The organism is Embleya sp. NPDC008237 (assembly GCF_042956465.1).
Classification (GTDB): domain Bacteria; phylum Actinomycetota; class Actinomycetes; order Streptomycetales; family Streptomycetaceae; genus Embleya.
The window spans coordinates 128574-143901 of the sequence record NZ_JBIBGL010000011.1 but is presented as its reverse complement, the minus strand read 5'-3'; the positions used below and the strand labels follow the sequence as shown (position 1 = coordinate 143901).

Below are 15328 nucleotides of genomic sequence, written 5' to 3'. Positions count from 1 at the left end.
CGGCAACCCACTAGAAAAGGGACCAACGGCCCGTACGGCCCCGCCTCGGCGGTCGCCGGAGCGGACCGGACACGACTGCCGGGAACCCACGTGCGACCGACCCTCGTAGGGGCCGAACGCGTCGGACGACCTGCATGTTCTTCCCCCCGTGGATGCGCATGCCGGGGCCGATCGTCATAACAGGTACACGCTTGGTACCCCGGTGGGAGTGACCAAACGGCGGCGTCCACAAGGGCGCCGCCGTCTCGTGTGTCCGGGTCCGTCCGACGGGCGGCCCGCGGGGCCGATCAGATCCCGCGCATCACCGCTTCGCAGACCGCGACGCTCTCCCGGGCGCCCAGCGTCATCGCCTCGGCGCAGTGCCGGATCCAGGTCGCCACACCCTCGCCGGTGCCGCTCTCGTACGCGCGCAGCGCCGCCGCGTAGGCGTCCACGCCCAGTTCCAGATGACCGACCTCGGGCACGGCCGCGCCCTTGGGGTCCAGGCCGCGGGTGACCAGTACGATCCGCTGCGCGGCTCGGGCGACCAGGCCGTTGCCCCAGCCGAACGGGGCGAGCGTGAGGATCTCCGCGTGGGTGACGGCGGCGACCACGATCGCCGGGGCCGAGGACGGTGCGAGCAGCAGTCGGGACAGTCCGTCCAGCCGGGCGGCCACCTCCTCCGCCGACGGCAGCGGGCCGGGCAGTTCGCCGTCACGGCGCGGCCGACCGAGCGCCTCCGCGGGCACCGCGTCGGCGGCGGCGACCACATGCAGCCGGGCCAGCACCTGGAGCGGACTGTGCCCCCAGGTGCCCAGCAGCGAGCCGATCTCGGCGGACAACCGCAGCGCGCCCGCGATCACCGCGCCGCCCTCCTCGGCCGAGGACGAGAAATCGGTGCGGCGGCGGATCTCCTCCAGCGACCAGTCGACCCCTTCGAGCGCGGCACTCGCCCGCGCGCCCCGAAGCGCGGACTCGGCGCTGATGTCCATGCTGCGGCGACGCATCGTGCGGTGGCCGAGCAGTCGGTCGACGGCCGTGCGGGTGTCCTCGACGGCCTCCGGCACGCCGGGCAGCGCGGCGAGGGCGGCGAGGGGATCGGTTGCGGTGCTCACCCGGGCGACCCTACGCCGCGCGGGAAAGCACCCGCGACACCGGTCCGCGCACGCCCCCGCGGTCGGCGCACCCTCCACGGTGCGACTACCCAACGACTTGACGCGGGCACGGTAAGCGACGGATGATCCTATTCGAAAACGATTGTCAAACCCGATTGACGAACCCGGACGCTCGGACCCGACCGGTTCGGACCCGACCGGTTCGGACCCCGCCGTCCGATTCCGGATCGTCGAACCCGTCATCGAAGGGCCCCATCCGTGAAGATCGCCTTCGTCGGCAAGGGCGGCAGCGGCAAGACCACGTTGTCGTCCCTGTTCATCCGGCATCTCGCGACCACCGGCCGGCCGGTGGTCGCCGTGGACGCGGACATCAACCAGCACCTGGGCGTGGCCCTCGGCCTGGACGAACACACCGCCGCGGCACTGCCCGCGATGGGCGCCGAGCTGCCCGCGATCAAGGACTGGCTGCGCGGCGACAACCCGCGGATCGGCTCGGTCGCCGAGATGGTCAAGACCACGCCGCCCGGCCGGGGTTCGCGGCTGATCCGACTCGCCGAGGACAACCCGATCCACGCGGCCTGCGCGCGCGAGGTGCCCGGCCTGCCCGGTCTGCGGCTGATGGCGACCGGGCCGTTCGAGGAGTCCGACCTGGGCGTGGCGTGCTACCACTCGAAGGTCGGCGCGGTGGAGCTCTACCTCAACCATCTCGTCGACGGTGCCGGGGAATACCTGGTGGTGGACATGACCGCCGGGTCGGACTCGTTCGCCTCCGGGCTGTTCACCCGCTTCGACATCACCTTCCTGGTCGCCGAGCCGACCCGCAGGGGCGTCGGCGTCTACCGGCAGTACCGCGACTACGCCCGCGACTGGGGCGTGTCGCTCGCGGTGGTCGGCAACAAGGTCCAGGGCCCCGAGGACATCGAGTTCCTGCGCGAGCACGTCGGCGCGGACCTGTTGACCTGGACCGTGCAGTCCGACTTCGTCCGGGCCCTGGAGAAGGGCCGCGCACCGGGCTTCGAGACCCTGGAACCGGCCAACCGTGCCGCGCTGGACGAGCTGGTACGGGCCTGTGACGCCCGCTTCGAACACCGCGACTGGGAGCGGTACACCGCGCAGATGGTCGAGTTCCACCTCAGGAACGCGCGCGGCTGGGCCAACGCGAAGACCGGGGTCGACCTCGCCGAGCAGGTCGACTCGGCGTTCGTGCTGGGCCCGCACGCGATCTCCGCCCCGGTCTGAACGCGGTGGGGCGGCCCGCCCCCGAAGGGACGGGCCGCCCGGGCCCGGTGATCGACCCGGCTCAGTCCTCGGCCGCCGCCGACGACTGCTGCGCGGAGATCTGGTCCATCACCGACGAGTCGGTCAGCGTCGTGACGTCGCCGAGCGTGCGCCCCTCGGCCATGTCCCGAAGCAGGCGGCGCATGATCTTCCCGGAGCGCGTCTTGGGCAGTTCGGTGACGACCTGGATGCGCTTGGGCTTGGCGATCGGACCGAGCACCCGACCGACGTGCTCGCGCAGCTCGGCGACGAGTTCGTCGGAGGAGTCGCCGGCCGAGCCGCGCAGGATCACGAAGGCCACGATGGCCTGGCCCGTGGTCGCGTCGGTCGCGCCCACCACGGCCGACTCGGCGACCTTGGCGTGCGAGACCAACGCCGACTCGACCTCGGTGGTGGAGATGTTGTGCCCGGAGACGAGCATCACGTCGTCCACCCGGCCGAGCAGCCAGACGTCGCCGTCCTCGTCCTTCTTGGCGCCGTCGCCGGCGAAGTACAGCCCGTCGAAGCGTGACCAGTAGGTGTCCTCGAACCGCTGGTCGTCGCCCCAGATGGTGCGCAGCATCGACGGCCACGGCTCGTCGAGCACCAGGTAGCCGCCACCGCCGTCGGGCACCTCGGTCGCGGTGTCGTCGACGACCTTGGCCGAGATGCCCGGCAGCGCGCGCTGCGCGGAACCCGGCTTGGTCGAGGTGACGCCCGGGAGCGGGCTGATCATGATCGCGCCGGTCTCGGTCTGCCACCACGTGTCGACGATCGGGGTCTTCCCGGCGCCGATGTGTTCGCGGTACCAGATCCACGCCTCGGGGTTGATCGGCTCGCCGACGCTGCCCAGGATGCGCAGCGAGGACAGGTCGAACTTCGCCGGGATGTCGTCGCCCCACTTCATGCAGGTGCGGATCGCGGTGGGCGCGGTGTACAGGATGGTGACCCCGTACTTGGCCACGATCTCCCACCAGCGGCCCTGGTGCGGCGAGTCCGGCGTGCCCTCGTACATGACCTGGGTGGCGCCGTTGGAGAGCGGGCCGTAGGTGATGTACGAGTGCCCGGTGACCCAGCCGATGTCGGCCGTGCACCAGTACACGTCGGTCTCGGGCTTGAGGTCGAACACCGCGTTGTGGGTGTAGCTCGCCTGGGTCAGGTAACCGCCGGAGGTGTGCAGGATGCCCTTCGGCTTCCCCGTGGTGCCCGACGTGTACAGGATGAACAGCGGATGCTCGGCGTCGAACGCCTGCGGCTCGTGCTCCTCGGACTGCGCGTCGACCAGGTCGTGCCACCAGATGTCGCGACCCTCGGTCCACGCGACGTCGCCGCCGGTGCGGCGCACCACGAGCACGTTGCGCACGTCCGGGCAGGACGCCAGCGCCTCGTCGATGGCCGGCTTGAGCGCGGAGGGCTTGCCGCGGCGGTAGCCGCCGTCGGCGGTGATCACGATCCGCGCGTCGTTGTCGTTGACACGTGAGGACACCGCGTCCGCCGAGAAGCCGCCGAAGACGACCGAGTGCGGGGCGCCGATGCGCGCGCACGCCAGCATCGAGATCACCGCCTCGGGGATCATCGGCAGGTAGATCGCGACCCGGTCGCCCGCCTCGACGCCCAGCGCGGTCAGCGCGTTGGCCGCCTTGGACACCTCGCGCTTGAGGTCGGCGTAGGTCAGCGTGCGGGTGTCGCCCGGCTCGCCCTCGAAGTGGATCGCCACCCGGTCGCCGTTGCCCGCCTCGACGTGCCGGTCGACGCAGTTGTAGGCCACGTTGAGCTTGCCGTCGGCGAACCACTTCGCGAAGGGCGGCGTCGACCAGTCCAGCGTCTCCTGCGGCTCCACCGCCCAGTCCAGCCGCCGGGCCTGCTCGGCCCAGAAGCCGAGCCGGTCGGCCGACGCGCGCTCGTACGCGTCGGCCTTGACGTTGGCGGCGGCCGCGAGCGCCGGCGGGGGCGGGAAGCGTCGCTCCTCGCGCAGCAGGTTCGACAGTGCCTCTTGGGCCTTGTCCCCGGTGTTCCGGTCTGCGTTGCTCACGCGTACTCCTCCGTGCTGCTGCGGTCGGTTCCTTCCGCCGTAGCTCATCAGGGACCGGCCCGAGCCGGCAAGAGGAGGACCGCGATTGGTTTAGACCACTTATCGAGCCACGGTGCATCGTGGCCGACGGCGCGATCGTACGGGGTGGCTACCCCGCGTTGAGTGCCGGAAAAGTGTGATCTTCGGCGCCCGCCGCGACAGCCTGCGGCAGCGCCCCGGACTCGGCCCGCTCCGCGTCCACCGGCCCGAAATCGCCGCGCACGCCGTCGTAGAGGTACAGCTGTGCGGAGGCGATGTCGAAGTACAGCCCGAACAGCCGGAGCCGGCCCGCGGCCACCGCTTCGGCGACCACCGCGTGGTCGAGCAGGTTGTCCAACTGCTGGACCACGTTGGTCAGGCACAGTTGCTCCACCGGCGGCACCCGATACCCGGTCAGGGTCGGCGCGGGACCCGCCGCGAAGCGCGCCATGGACGCGTCGCCGTTGCGCAGCCAGCGATCGAGGTGCGGCGTGGTGGCCTGCTCCGGGCCGGCCTCGCCGGCCTTGCCGACCTTGTCGAGCAGCGCGCCCATCGCCCCGCAGCCGGAGTGGCCGCACACCGTGATGCTGCGCACCCCGAGCACGGCCACCGCGTACTCGATCGCCGCGCCCACCGAGGCGTCGGCCGTGTTCGGGTCGGCGTACCCGGCCTCGCCGCGCGGCACCAGGTTGCCGATGTTGCGCACGGTGAACAGGTCGCCGGGGCCGCTCGCGGTGATCAGGTTCGGCACGATCCGCGAATCGGCGCACGTGATGAACAGTTGCGCGGGCTTTTGCCCCTCCAGTGCGAGCCGCTCCAGGAACGGCTGGACCAGGGGCGCGGTGCGCTGCCGGAACTCGCGCGCGCCCGCCACCAGCGCCTGGGACGCGGTGCCGTCCTCGCGCGGGCAGGCGCGCTGCCAGTGCCACCACGGCGCGAACCAGCGCGGCGAGGGGGTCAGCCGGGAGCGCCCGGGGCCCGGCGAACCGCCCGCCGCCCGCTCGTAGCAACCGTCGTGGATCTCCTCGATGTCCACCCGCCCACCGTGCGCGAGGTAACTCGCCCGCCACGAGTGCACCGCCTCGAACGCGGCCTGGTCGAGGTAGTCCACCGTCATGTCGACCACGACGTGCTCGCCCGGCGGCAACTTGCCCAGCACCCGGGACAGTCGCGGCACCGACAGGAAGGTCAGCGACCCGTGCACCTCGACGTGCAGCACGCCGTCGCCGGGATACACCCGCACGGTGCTGCGGCTGAGCCGGTACAGCGCGGTGAGCACCGCGACCACCACGCCGAGCAGCACGCCCTGGAGCACGCCGGCCAGGATCACCCCGGCGATGGTGGCCGCGTAGGCGGGGAATTCGCGATGCCGGTGCACGTGTCGGATGTGCGCGAGGCTGACCATCTGAACACCGACCACCATCACCAGCGCGGCCAGCACCGCGAGCGGGATGCGCTCGACGAACGCACCGAGCAGGCCCACGAACAGCATCACCCACACGCCGTGCAGGATCGTCGCGGCCCGGGTAAGGGCACCGGCCCGCACGTTGGTCACCGAGCGGATCGCCACGCCGGTGACCGGGTAGCCGCCGATCGCGCCGGAGACCACGTTGCCCACACCCTGGCCGATCAGTTCGCGATCGAGCTTGGCCCGCGGCCCGTGGTGCAGCCGGTCGGCCGCGGCGGCCGAGAGCAGCGACTCCATGCCGGAGACCAGGGCCACGCTGACCACACCGACCGCGATCGCGCCCCACGCGCCCGCCAGCGGCAGCATCGGCGTGGCGAAGGCGATCGAGGACAGGTCCACCCGGGCCACGTTCAGGTGCAGGACGCTCGCGGCCACCGTCGCGAGCGAGACCGCGATCAGCGGCGCGGGCACCTTGGCCAGGCCCGCCCACCGCCCGGGCAGCCGGCCGAGCATCGGCCAACCGAGCAGCAGGACCACGGTGATCACCCCGACCGCGACCGTGGGAGCGCGCAGGTTGCCCACCTGGGTGGGCAGTTCGCGCAGGTTCTCCCAGGCCGAGCGCTGCGGCGCGCCGCCCAGGACCACGTGCAACTGGGCCAGCGCGATCACCACGCCGATGCCCGCGACGACGCCGTGCACGACGGCCGGCGACAGGGCGAGGGTGGCCCGGGCCACCCGGAGCAGGCCGAGCAGGATCTGCAGCAGGCCGGCGCCGACGGTGACCAGGCAGGTCACCCGCCAGCCGTAGGTCTGCACGAGGCCGGCGACGATCACGGTCAGACCCGCGGTGGGTCCGCTCACCTGGAGCGGTGCGCCACCGAGCAGGCCGACCACGATGCCGCCGACCACGGCCGAGATGATGCCGGCGCCGAGTGGCGCGCCGGCGGCGAGCGCGATGCCGAGCGATAGCGGCACGGCGACCAGGAAAACCACGAGCGAGGCGCCGAGATCCGCGCGCAGCGTGGCCGCCCGGGAGACCGGCGCGGGCGTGGTGTCAGGGGCAACGGGCATGTCCGTGTCCTCCGGGTCAGTCATGTCAGTCATGTCATGGCGGGCATGGCTGCCGCAGGGATGGCGGCGCGCGCGAGTCGAACGAGAGTTCCGGGCCGAATAGGGCCAAGTTAACTCTAAGTATTTACCTCGTCACAGTAAGGCTATCCTTTTCGGAACGTAAAATATGCACCCACACGGGTGAAACGGGTGTTTCGGGTCGAGAAGCTTCCACACCGTGTGTGATGGCCCGTAACCTCCCCGGAGTGGGGGTGGTTCCGTGCAGGTGCTCACGCTGTTCGCGACCGGGCTCGGTGCGGGGTTCGTCGCGGGCGGCGCGTCCTGCGCGGCGGTCCAGGGCGGCCTGCTCGCCGGCGCCGTCCGCCCGTGCCCGGCCCCGGTCGGCGACTGCGCGACCACATCGCCGCGCGGCCTGCTTCCCCGGGCACTGGCCGCGTTCCTGGGCGCCAAGCTGGCCGCACACGCCGTCCTGGGGGCCCTGCTCGGACTGCTCGGCGGGGCGATCCAACCCACGCCCGGCATACGCGCGATCCTGCTGCTTCTGGCGGGCGCGCTGATGGTGCTCTTCGGCCTGTCGATGCTCGGCGTGCCCGGGGTCGGCAGACTGCTGCCGCGCGCCTCGTCCCGCGGCCCCGGGCGTGGCCCGCTGCTGCTGGGCGCCGCCACCGTGCTGGTGCCGTGCGGGGTCACCCTGGGCGTCGAACTGATCGCCGTGACCTCGGGAAACGCGTTCGGCGGAGCCGCCGTACTGACCGGCTTCGTGCTCGGAACCCTCCCGCTGTTCGCCGCGCTCGGCCTGCTGGTCGGCTCCTCCGGACGAGTCCTTCGCGGCCGACCGACCGCGCTGCTGGGCCTGTTGGTGCTCGCGGTGGCCGCGTGGACGATCGCCTCCGGACTGCGCCTGGGCGGCTGGTGGACCCCGGCCGCGGCGGGCGCCGTGGACCACGCGGCGGCGAGCACGGGCGCCGACGGCGTGCAACGGGTCACCGTCCGGGTCGAGAACCACGGCTACCGCCCGGCGCGCGCGCCGGCCCGGGCGGGCGTGCGCACCGTGCTGGTGTTGCGCACCGACCACACCACCGGCTGCACCCGGGGCTTCGTGCTGCCCTCCCGGGACCTGCAGCGGGTGCTGCCGGCGACCGGGGAGACCAGGATCGACCTGGGCACACCGCACGCCGGCACCCTCACCTGGACCTGTTCGATGGGCATGTACAGCGGACGGATCGAGTTCCGAGCCGACCCCTGAGCGCCGCACGCAGCCCGGATCGCTTCCGGGGCCTCACTCCCCGTACGGTGATGTGTCCGCGCTCACGCTCCCCGGGTGATCCGATGCGTCCCGACTCGGGTACGCCGGGAAGCGGTCCGGGCACGCACGCAACCGGGTGACCCCGGCGTGCGTATGTATCGATAGGGAATACAGCCCGGTCCGGCATGTCCATGGGAAGAGGTGAACTGTGCGAACTGTCCGCGGCGCTGCGGTGCTCGTCGTTGTCGCAGTCCTGGCCGCTATCGGTTTCGTGGTTTTCGCAAAGGACGGGAAAGATTCCGGCAACTCCTCTGCAAAGAACCCTGGCAACGGAAATCCGAGCGCTCCGGGCAAGGAATCGGACAAACCGAGAGGTCCGGTCAAGCCGATCGGCGACGGCTCGACGGCCGATACCGGCCCGCAGCCGCACCAGCCCAAGGTGGAGAAGCTCAAGCCGGGTGAGAAACCGCCGCAGTTCGTCGTGTTCTCCTGGGATGGCGCGGCCGAGGACGGAAACAAGCTGGTCTCGGAATTCTCGAAGCTGTCCGAGGCGAACAAGGCCCAGATGACGTACTTCCTGAGCGGCATCTATGTGCTCCCGAAGACGAAGAAGGCCATGTACACCGGCCCGAAGCACGCGGCCGGCGCGTCCGACATCAACTTCATGTCGGACGAAACGGTGCGCAACACGATCATCCAGATGCGTGAGGTCTGGCTCAAGGGCAACGAGATCGGCACGCACTTCAACGGGCACTTCTGCAACAGCGCCACGAGCGGCAAGACCTGGAGCCCCGCGGACTGGAAGAACGAAACCGAACAGGCGGTCAAGTTCGTCCAGAACTGGAAGACCAACACCGGGTACGCCGACCTTCCGCCGCTGCCGTTCGACTACGCCCCGGGCAAGGAACTCATCGGCGGCCGGGCCCCGTGCCTGGAGGGCCAGTCGAATCTGATGCGGGCCGCCAAGGAAATGGGTTTCCGCTACGACGCGAGTTCCCCGGGTGGTCTCCAGGTGTGGCCCAAGCGCGGCAAGGAGACCGGCATTTGGGACTTCCCGCTCCAGTCGCTGCCGTGGCCGGGAAGCCCGAACAAGTCGCAGCTCTCCATGGATTACAACATCATGTACGAGCAGGAAGCGCAGCACGGAAAGTTCGACCCGTCGAAGAAGGACGCGTGGGAGAAAGAGGCCCACGAGTTCTACATGAACGGATTCCAGCGCGCCTATACCACCAACCGCGCGCCGTTGTTCATCGGCAATCACTTCGAGGACTGGAACGGCGGCATCTACATGAACGCCGTCCGGGACACGGTGACCTCGGTCTGCACGAAGTCCGACGTACGGTGTGTGACCTTCCGTCAGCTCACCGACTGGCTCGAGGGTCAGGACCCCGCCGTGATCACCAAGCTCCAGGGTCTGGGCGTCGGCCAGACCGTGTCCGACTGGAACACGATCGTCAACGCGTCCGCGCAGTCCCCGAACAAGCCCGCCGCGAACCGCTCGTTGTCCGCCCCGGACAACGCGGTGCTGCCGCGCCGCCAGGACTGAGCGACCGGCCGGATCCACGCGGGCCCCGTATCGAGGACATCTTCGGTACGGGGCCCTTGCGTTGCCGGTGCGCCGCCGCCGGTACCGGTCGGTTCCGCCGGGCCGCGCACACTATCGATATACTTACGGGCGATCGGGGTCGGATTTCACACCCCACGTCATGGGTCTCCCCTCGGGAGACATGCCGGGAAGTCTGGTCGGCGCTGTTTTGTCGTTTTCGCAGGGCGGTATACGCCTGCGAGCCGCAGCCGACCTGGAGGTCCCGTGGGTGCCGAGTCCGCACCGCGCAACAAATTCTTTCGGCGTCCGTCCACCCTGGCCGAGCGGAATTTCATCGCCGACGCGCTGCGCACCGAAACGGTCGGCGGCGCGCTGTTGCTGATCGCGGCGGTGGTCGCGGTGATCTGGGCGAACACCGGGTGGAGCGAGGCTTATCACGACCTGCGCGACTTCCGGATCGGCCCCGAGGCGATCAACCTGAATCTGTCGCTGGGCACTTGGGCCGCGGACGGGCTGCTCGCGGTGTTCTTCTTCGTCGCCGGCATCGAACTCAAGCGCGAACTCGTGGTCGGCGACCTGCGCAATCCCGCCCAGGCGGTGTTGCCGGTGGTGGCCGCCGCGTGCGGAATGCTCACACCCGCGCTGTTCTACGTCGCGGTGAACGCGGGCGGCGGCTCGCCCGACGGCTGGGCGATCCCCACCGCGACCGACATCGCCTTCGCCCTGGCCGTCCTTGCCGTGATCGGCACCAATCTTCCCTCGGCGCTGCGTTCGTTCCTGCTGACCCTCGCCGTGGTCGACGACCTCGGCGCGATCCTGATCATCGCGATCTTCTTCACCGATTCGGTGAACTTCCTCGCCCTGGCCGCGGCGTTCGCCCTGCTGGTGGTCTTCGCCCTGCTCCAGCGCTTCCGGGTGCGCGGCTGGTGGTGGTACGTACCGCTCGCCCTGGTGATCTGGGCGCTGATGCACGAGAGCGGGGTGCACGCCACGGTCGCGGGCGTCGCGATGGGCCTGTTGATGCGCGTGCATCCCGACCGCGACGAGCGGACCTCGCCGGCCGAGCACGTCGAGCACCTGATCCGTCCGCTCTCCGCCGGCCTGGCGGTGCCGATCTTCGCGCTGTTCTCCGCGGGCGTCGCGGTCTCCGGCCCGGTGCTCGCCGACGTGTTCACGCAGCGGCCCACGCTCGGCATCATGATCGGGCTGATCGCGGGCAAGACGGTCGGCATCTTCGCGGGCACCTGGCTGGTCGCCCGGTTCACCCGGGCCCAACTCAGCGACGACCTCGCGTGGTGGGACGTGTTCGGCATGTCGATGCTGGCCGGCATCGGCTTCACGGTCTCGCTGCTGATCGGCGAACTCGCCTTCACCGACGACCCGACGCTGACCGAACAGGCCAAGGCCGCGGTGCTGGTGGGCTCGGTGCTGGCGGCCATCGCGGCCTCGATCGTGCTGCGGATAAGGAACAACACGTATGCCCGGTTGTGTGCCGAGGAGAATCGCGACGACGACGGCGACGGCATTCCGGACATCTATCAAGCGGAGGCCGATCGACTGCGCGACGAGAAGCTCGGGTACTCCTGACCGCTTCGTTTCCCATCCGAAACACTCGTACGACGCGCCCCAGTGGATACGAATCCCCGCAGCAGGGCATGATCGGGGTCGGATTATCCGTACCCGTACAAGGAGTGACCATGGCAGGCACCGACAGGTCCCCGGCCCAGGACGTGCCCGTCGACGCACAACGATCCCTCGGCGAGCTCTTCTCGTCGGCCAGCCGAGACATGTCCACGCTGGTGCGCAGTGAGATCGCGCTCGCCAAGAGCGAGGTCAAGGTCAGCGTGGTCAACGTGGCGAAGGGTGGCGGCGCGTTCGGCGCGGCGGCCTTCATCGGCGTGTTCGCGTTCGTCTTCCTGAGCTTCGCGATCGTGTACGGGATCCACGCTCTCGGTCTCGGCGTGGCGTGGAGCTTCCTGATCGTCGGCGGCTTCTATCTCCTGCTCGCGGGGGCTCTCGCGTTCTACGGCGTCAAGTCGTTCAAGAAGGTTCGGGCGCCGGAGCGGACGATCACCACGACCCGGGACACGGTCACCACGCTCAAGAACGTCGGCTGAGCCGGCGGCACGGGCTGCCCGAACCGACGCGGAAACAGGAGTGCGATCGCGAGTGTGCGACGCTGCTCCGCATGACGGTTCCCGAGAGCACCGTGGTCAACGTGGCCGGGCCCTGGACACACCGCGACATCGCCGCCAACGGCGCGCGGTTCCACATCGCCGAGATGGGCGAGGGCCCGGTCGTGCTCTTGCTGCACGGCTTCCCGCAGTTCTGGTGGGCGTGGCGGCATCAGATGCCGGTGCTGGCCCGGGCCGGCTACCGCGCGGTCGCGCTGGATCTGCGCGGATACGGCGGCAGCGACCGCACCCCGCGCGGCTACGACCCGATCACCCTGGCCCTGGACGTGACCGGGGTGATCCGCTCGCTGGGCGAGCCGGACGCGATCGTGGTCGGTCACGACCTGGGCGCCTATCTGGGCTGGACCGCCGCGGTGTTGCGGCCCAAGGTGGTCCGCCGGCTGGTCGCGGTGTCGATGCCGCACCCCCGGCGGCTGCGCGGGGCGCTGCTGACCGATCGGCACCAGATGGCGGCGAGTTCGCACATCTTCGGCTTCCAGCGGCCGTGGGTGCCCGAGCGGCAGTTGATCCGCGACGACGCGGCCATGGTCGGCGACATGGTGCGCGCGTGGTCGGCGCCGGGCCGGCCGGACGACGAGTCGATCGCGCGCTACCGGCAGGCGATGCTCGTGCCCGGAACGGCGCACTGTGCGGCGGAGCACTACCGCTGGCTGATCCGCTCGATCCCGCGGCCGGACGGGATTCAGTACTCGGCCCGGATGAAGGCACCCGTCGAGGTGCCCACGCTGCACCTGCACGGCGCCCTCGACCCGGTGATCCTGCCCCGCACCGCAGCGGGCTCCGGGCGCTACGTGGAGGCGCCCTACCGCTGGCGGTTGCTCGAGGGCGTGGGCCACTTCCCGCATGAGGAACAACCCGCGACGTTCACCGAGGAACTCCTGGGCTGGCTGAAAGATCCGGAACCCGAACGCTGAAGTTTTACAATGGTTCCGGCCTTTTCTTGTGTGATCTTGCCGGGGATATCCGACACTTCCGTACAGATCGTCCCGGTGCTGTTCGGGAGCCATTTCCGGCCCGCCCAAGCGGTGCGATTACGCCGTCGGTGACCCGGGTAGGCGCCCCCGTATGAGCCGGACGTACAACGCTCCGAGCATGGCGGCGGGGGCCGGGGACACCCGGTCGGAGACGGCAGAGACCCTCATGGTTGAGATCGGCACCACTGGCACTCACGGGTTCGAACACACGCGAGGGGCGCCGGTCGGCGCGGTTGCCGACCGGGGGGATCATGTCCCGGGGCTGATGGGGATATTGCGCCGACGAGCACGTTGGTTGACTCTGCGGCTGCGCTTCCCGCGCTGAGGCATCGACGCGGCTCGACACCGGGCCGCGTCACGCCACCGCTTTCCCGCGGGCGCCTTCTTCGCATTCACCGATCGATTCGTCTTTTCGCTTTCAGGCGAATGCGCCGAACCACAAAAGGGCGACGGTGGCGATCATCATCACCGGCACCAGGACGAGCGTCTCCATGCGATTCCCGGTCCGGCTGACGATCGCCACCTCGAAGCGGGTGCCCAACGGCCAGAACAGCGGTATCCCCTGCCTGGTGAGGAAGTCGCCGAGCAGGTGCGCGATGCAGCCGAGCACGACCACCATGGGCAGCCAGTCGGGAGCCGCCGGCATCCAGTGGTCGACCACGGCCGTGCCGCCGCCGGCGAGCGCGACGATGGTGATCCAGGACGCCAGGCCCTTGCCCGGCGGACACAGGTTCAACGCCCGCAACGCCAGCGCGAGCAGCAGGAAGACCATGGTCAGGGTGAACGGCCGACCCAGGTGCTCCACGCCCTGCCAGGTCAGCAGTCCGGCCAGCACCACGAAGGCGATCGAGTGGGTCGCGTGCCGATGCCCGCCGGAGACCTTGGCCACACCCGTGCACAGCGCGCGCGAGAAGGGGCCCAGGAAGTTGGCGATCGTGCCGTTGTGGTGATCGAGGTCGGGCAGCAGGGCCGCGCCCGCGGTCAAAAGTGTGCCGATCACGATCTCGGACCCGGACAGGTGGTTGTGCCACAGGTGTTGCGGTAAGACCGGCGCCGTCGCGGCGAACACCAGTGCCCCGCTGACCGCATGCGAATGCCCGAGCATTCCCCCACCCCACCCTGCCGGTTGCCCCACCACGTCGCGGCGCTGCTCGCACATCTGCCCGAACAGGCTTCGAACATGCGTCACATGGCGCAGCTCTGGGTATCGACGGGGCGTTCGGCGACCGCGCCCGCCTCGGCGTCGGCGCGGACCTCCTCGACGGTGAGCGCATACCCGGTGGACTCGTCGTCGAGCGACTTGGCGAAGATCACCCCGGCGACCTTGCCCCCCGGCGAGATCAGCGGCCCGCCGGAGTTGCCCTGACGGACCTTGGCGTACAGCGAGTACACATCGCGACTGACCGTGCCGCGCTTGTAGATGTCCGGCCCACCGGCCTGGATCCGGGCCCGCACCCGGGCGGGTTCGACATGGAAGGCGCCGTTCTCCGGAAAGCCGACCACGATCGCGTCCGCGCCGCTCTCCACCTTCGGTTCGAACTGCAACGGGGTGGCCTTGAGGCCGGGCACCTTGAGCACCGCGATGTCGCGCTTCCAGTCGTAGAGCACGACCTCGGCCTGATACTCGCGGCCTTCGCCGCCGATCTGCAGGATCGGCTTCTTGACGCCGCCGACGACGTGGGCGTTCGTCATCACCCGCTGCGGGGCGTAGACGAAGCCGGAGCCCTCGATCACCTTCCCGCAACTCTTCGCGGTACCGACGATCTTGACGATGCTGTCCCGGGTCTCCTGGACGGCGGGCATCGACAACAGCTTGGGGTCCGGCGGCGGGACCTGCGGGATGTCCTCGCGCACGAACGGACTGAACACCTGCGGGAAGCCGTTGCGGTCGAGCAGGTTGCCGAACGAGGAGAACCACGTGTCGGCGCCCTGCGGCAACACCTTCTGCACCCCGCCCAGCACCTGGGACGAGCGCACCTCGCGCGAGATGGTGGGCATCGAGGCGCCCGCGACCGAGGATCCGATCAGCCACACCACGATCAGCAGCGCACAGACGCTCACGATCGAGCCGCCGGCCGCGTCCACCAGCCGCGCCGGGCGCCAAGTGAGCCGACGGCGAAGCCGGTTGCCCGCCGCGGTGGTCAGCGCCTGGAGCGCGGTGGCCAGCACGAGCACGACACAGATCGCCGCGATCGAGGGGCCCAGACCCGGCTCGAAGCGGTTGAGCAGCGAGGGCACGAGCCACATGCCGAACACGCCGCCGCCGATGAAGCCCAGGAACGAGAGCACGCCGACGATGAAGCCCTGCCGGTATCCGGAGATGGCGAAGGCCACCGCGGCGGCGAGCAGCAACAGGTCCAGGACATTCACGCGCTCACGTTCTCATGTACGAGCCTGCGCTGTCCGCAGCCGTGCCGGTTCGTCGAACACCGGTGACACAGCTGTACAGGGCGGTATTGACGCCCCGTCAGCCCCGCCGCGGCACCG

General features: G+C 70.2%; 11 protein-coding genes. 6 read left to right on the top strand and 5 right to left on the bottom strand.

What is annotated here, in order from left to right; all coding sequences use genetic code 11:
* Nucleotides 1-287 precede the first annotated feature (287 nt).
* Nucleotides 288-1094, bottom strand: a complete 807-nt coding sequence (locus tag ACFZBU_RS27615; protein WP_391586362.1) for an oxidoreductase — start codon at nucleotides 1092-1094, stop codon at nucleotides 288-290.
* Nucleotides 1095-1352: 258 nt separating this feature from the next.
* On the opposite strand from ACFZBU_RS27615, the gene ACFZBU_RS27610 reads away from it, so the two are divergent.
* On the top strand, nucleotides 1353-2333 hold the full coding sequence (locus ACFZBU_RS27610; RefSeq protein ID WP_391586361.1) for an ATP-binding protein: 981 nt from the start codon (nucleotides 1353-1355) through the stop codon (nucleotides 2331-2333).
* A gap of 61 nt (nucleotides 2334-2394) precedes the next feature.
* On the opposite strand, the gene acs is transcribed toward ACFZBU_RS27610, so the two are convergent.
* Nucleotides 2395-4383 (bottom strand): acetate--CoA ligase, encoded by a 1989-nt coding sequence (gene acs / locus ACFZBU_RS27605; protein WP_391586360.1) that lies wholly within the window; start codon nucleotides 4381-4383, stop codon nucleotides 2395-2397.
* Nucleotides 4384-4531: 148 nt separating this feature from the next.
* Nucleotides 4532-6880 carry a SulP family inorganic anion transporter gene (locus tag ACFZBU_RS27600; protein WP_391586359.1) on the bottom strand — a complete coding sequence of 783 codons (2349 nt, stop codon included), beginning with the start codon at nucleotides 6878-6880 and terminating at the stop codon, nucleotides 4532-4534.
* Nucleotides 6881-7139: 259 nt separating this feature from the next.
* Here ACFZBU_RS27600 and ACFZBU_RS27595 point away from each other — a divergent pair, with 259 nt between their 5' ends.
* The 5 genes from ACFZBU_RS27595 to ACFZBU_RS27575 all read left to right on the top strand — a co-directional run bounded on the left by ACFZBU_RS27595 (nucleotide 7140) and on the right by ACFZBU_RS27575 (nucleotide 12781).
* On the top strand, nucleotides 7140-8126 hold the full coding sequence (locus ACFZBU_RS27595) for a sulfite exporter TauE/SafE family protein (protein ID WP_391586358.1): 987 nt from the start codon (nucleotides 7140-7142) through the stop codon (nucleotides 8124-8126).
* Nucleotides 8127-8565: 439 nt separating this feature from the next.
* A complete protein-coding gene (locus ACFZBU_RS27590) occupies nucleotides 8566-9672 on the top strand; it encodes a hypothetical protein (protein WP_391586357.1) in 1107 nt (368 codons plus the stop codon).
* A 264-nt stretch (nucleotides 9673-9936) separates the two neighbouring features.
* Nucleotides 9937-11259, top strand: coding sequence for a Na+/H+ antiporter NhaA (gene nhaA, locus ACFZBU_RS27585; RefSeq protein ID WP_391586356.1), 1323 nt, complete (start codon nucleotides 9937-9939; stop codon nucleotides 11257-11259).
* A gap of 110 nt (nucleotides 11260-11369) precedes the next feature.
* On the top strand, nucleotides 11370-11789 hold the full coding sequence (locus tag ACFZBU_RS27580; RefSeq protein WP_391586355.1) for a phage holin family protein: 420 nt from the start codon (nucleotides 11370-11372) through the stop codon (nucleotides 11787-11789).
* A 71-nt stretch (nucleotides 11790-11860) separates the two neighbouring features.
* Nucleotides 11861-12781, top strand: a complete 921-nt coding sequence (locus ACFZBU_RS27575) for an alpha/beta fold hydrolase (protein WP_391586354.1) — start codon at nucleotides 11861-11863, stop codon at nucleotides 12779-12781.
* Nucleotides 12782-13259: 478 nt separating this feature from the next.
* Here ACFZBU_RS27575 and ACFZBU_RS27570 read toward each other — a convergent pair whose 3' ends face one another.
* Both ACFZBU_RS27570 and ACFZBU_RS27565 read right to left on the bottom strand, forming a co-directional pair.
* Nucleotides 13260-14030 (bottom strand): metal-dependent hydrolase, encoded by a 771-nt coding sequence (locus tag ACFZBU_RS27570; RefSeq protein WP_391586353.1) that lies wholly within the window; start codon nucleotides 14028-14030, stop codon nucleotides 13260-13262.
* Entirely contained in the window at nucleotides 14027-15211 is a 1185-nt protein-coding gene (locus ACFZBU_RS27565) for a MarP family serine protease (RefSeq protein WP_391586352.1), read from the bottom strand. The genes ACFZBU_RS27570 and ACFZBU_RS27565 overlap by 4 nt, the downstream gene beginning before the upstream one ends.
* Between the last annotated feature and the right edge of the window lie 117 nt (nucleotides 15212-15328).

Excerpts from the sequence above, each read along its gene's own strand:
- ACFZBU_RS27580 (WP_391586355.1), top strand. The coding sequence starts at position 11,370 with ATGGCAGGCACCGACAGGTCCCCGGCCCAGGACGTGCCCGTCGACGCA.
- ACFZBU_RS27600 (WP_391586359.1), bottom strand. The coding sequence starts at position 6,880 with ATGCCCGTTGCCCCTGACACCACGCCCGCGCCGGTCTCCCGGGCGGCC.
- ACFZBU_RS27575 (WP_391586354.1), top strand. The coding sequence starts at position 11,861 with ATGACGGTTCCCGAGAGCACCGTGGTCAACGTGGCCGGGCCCTGGACA.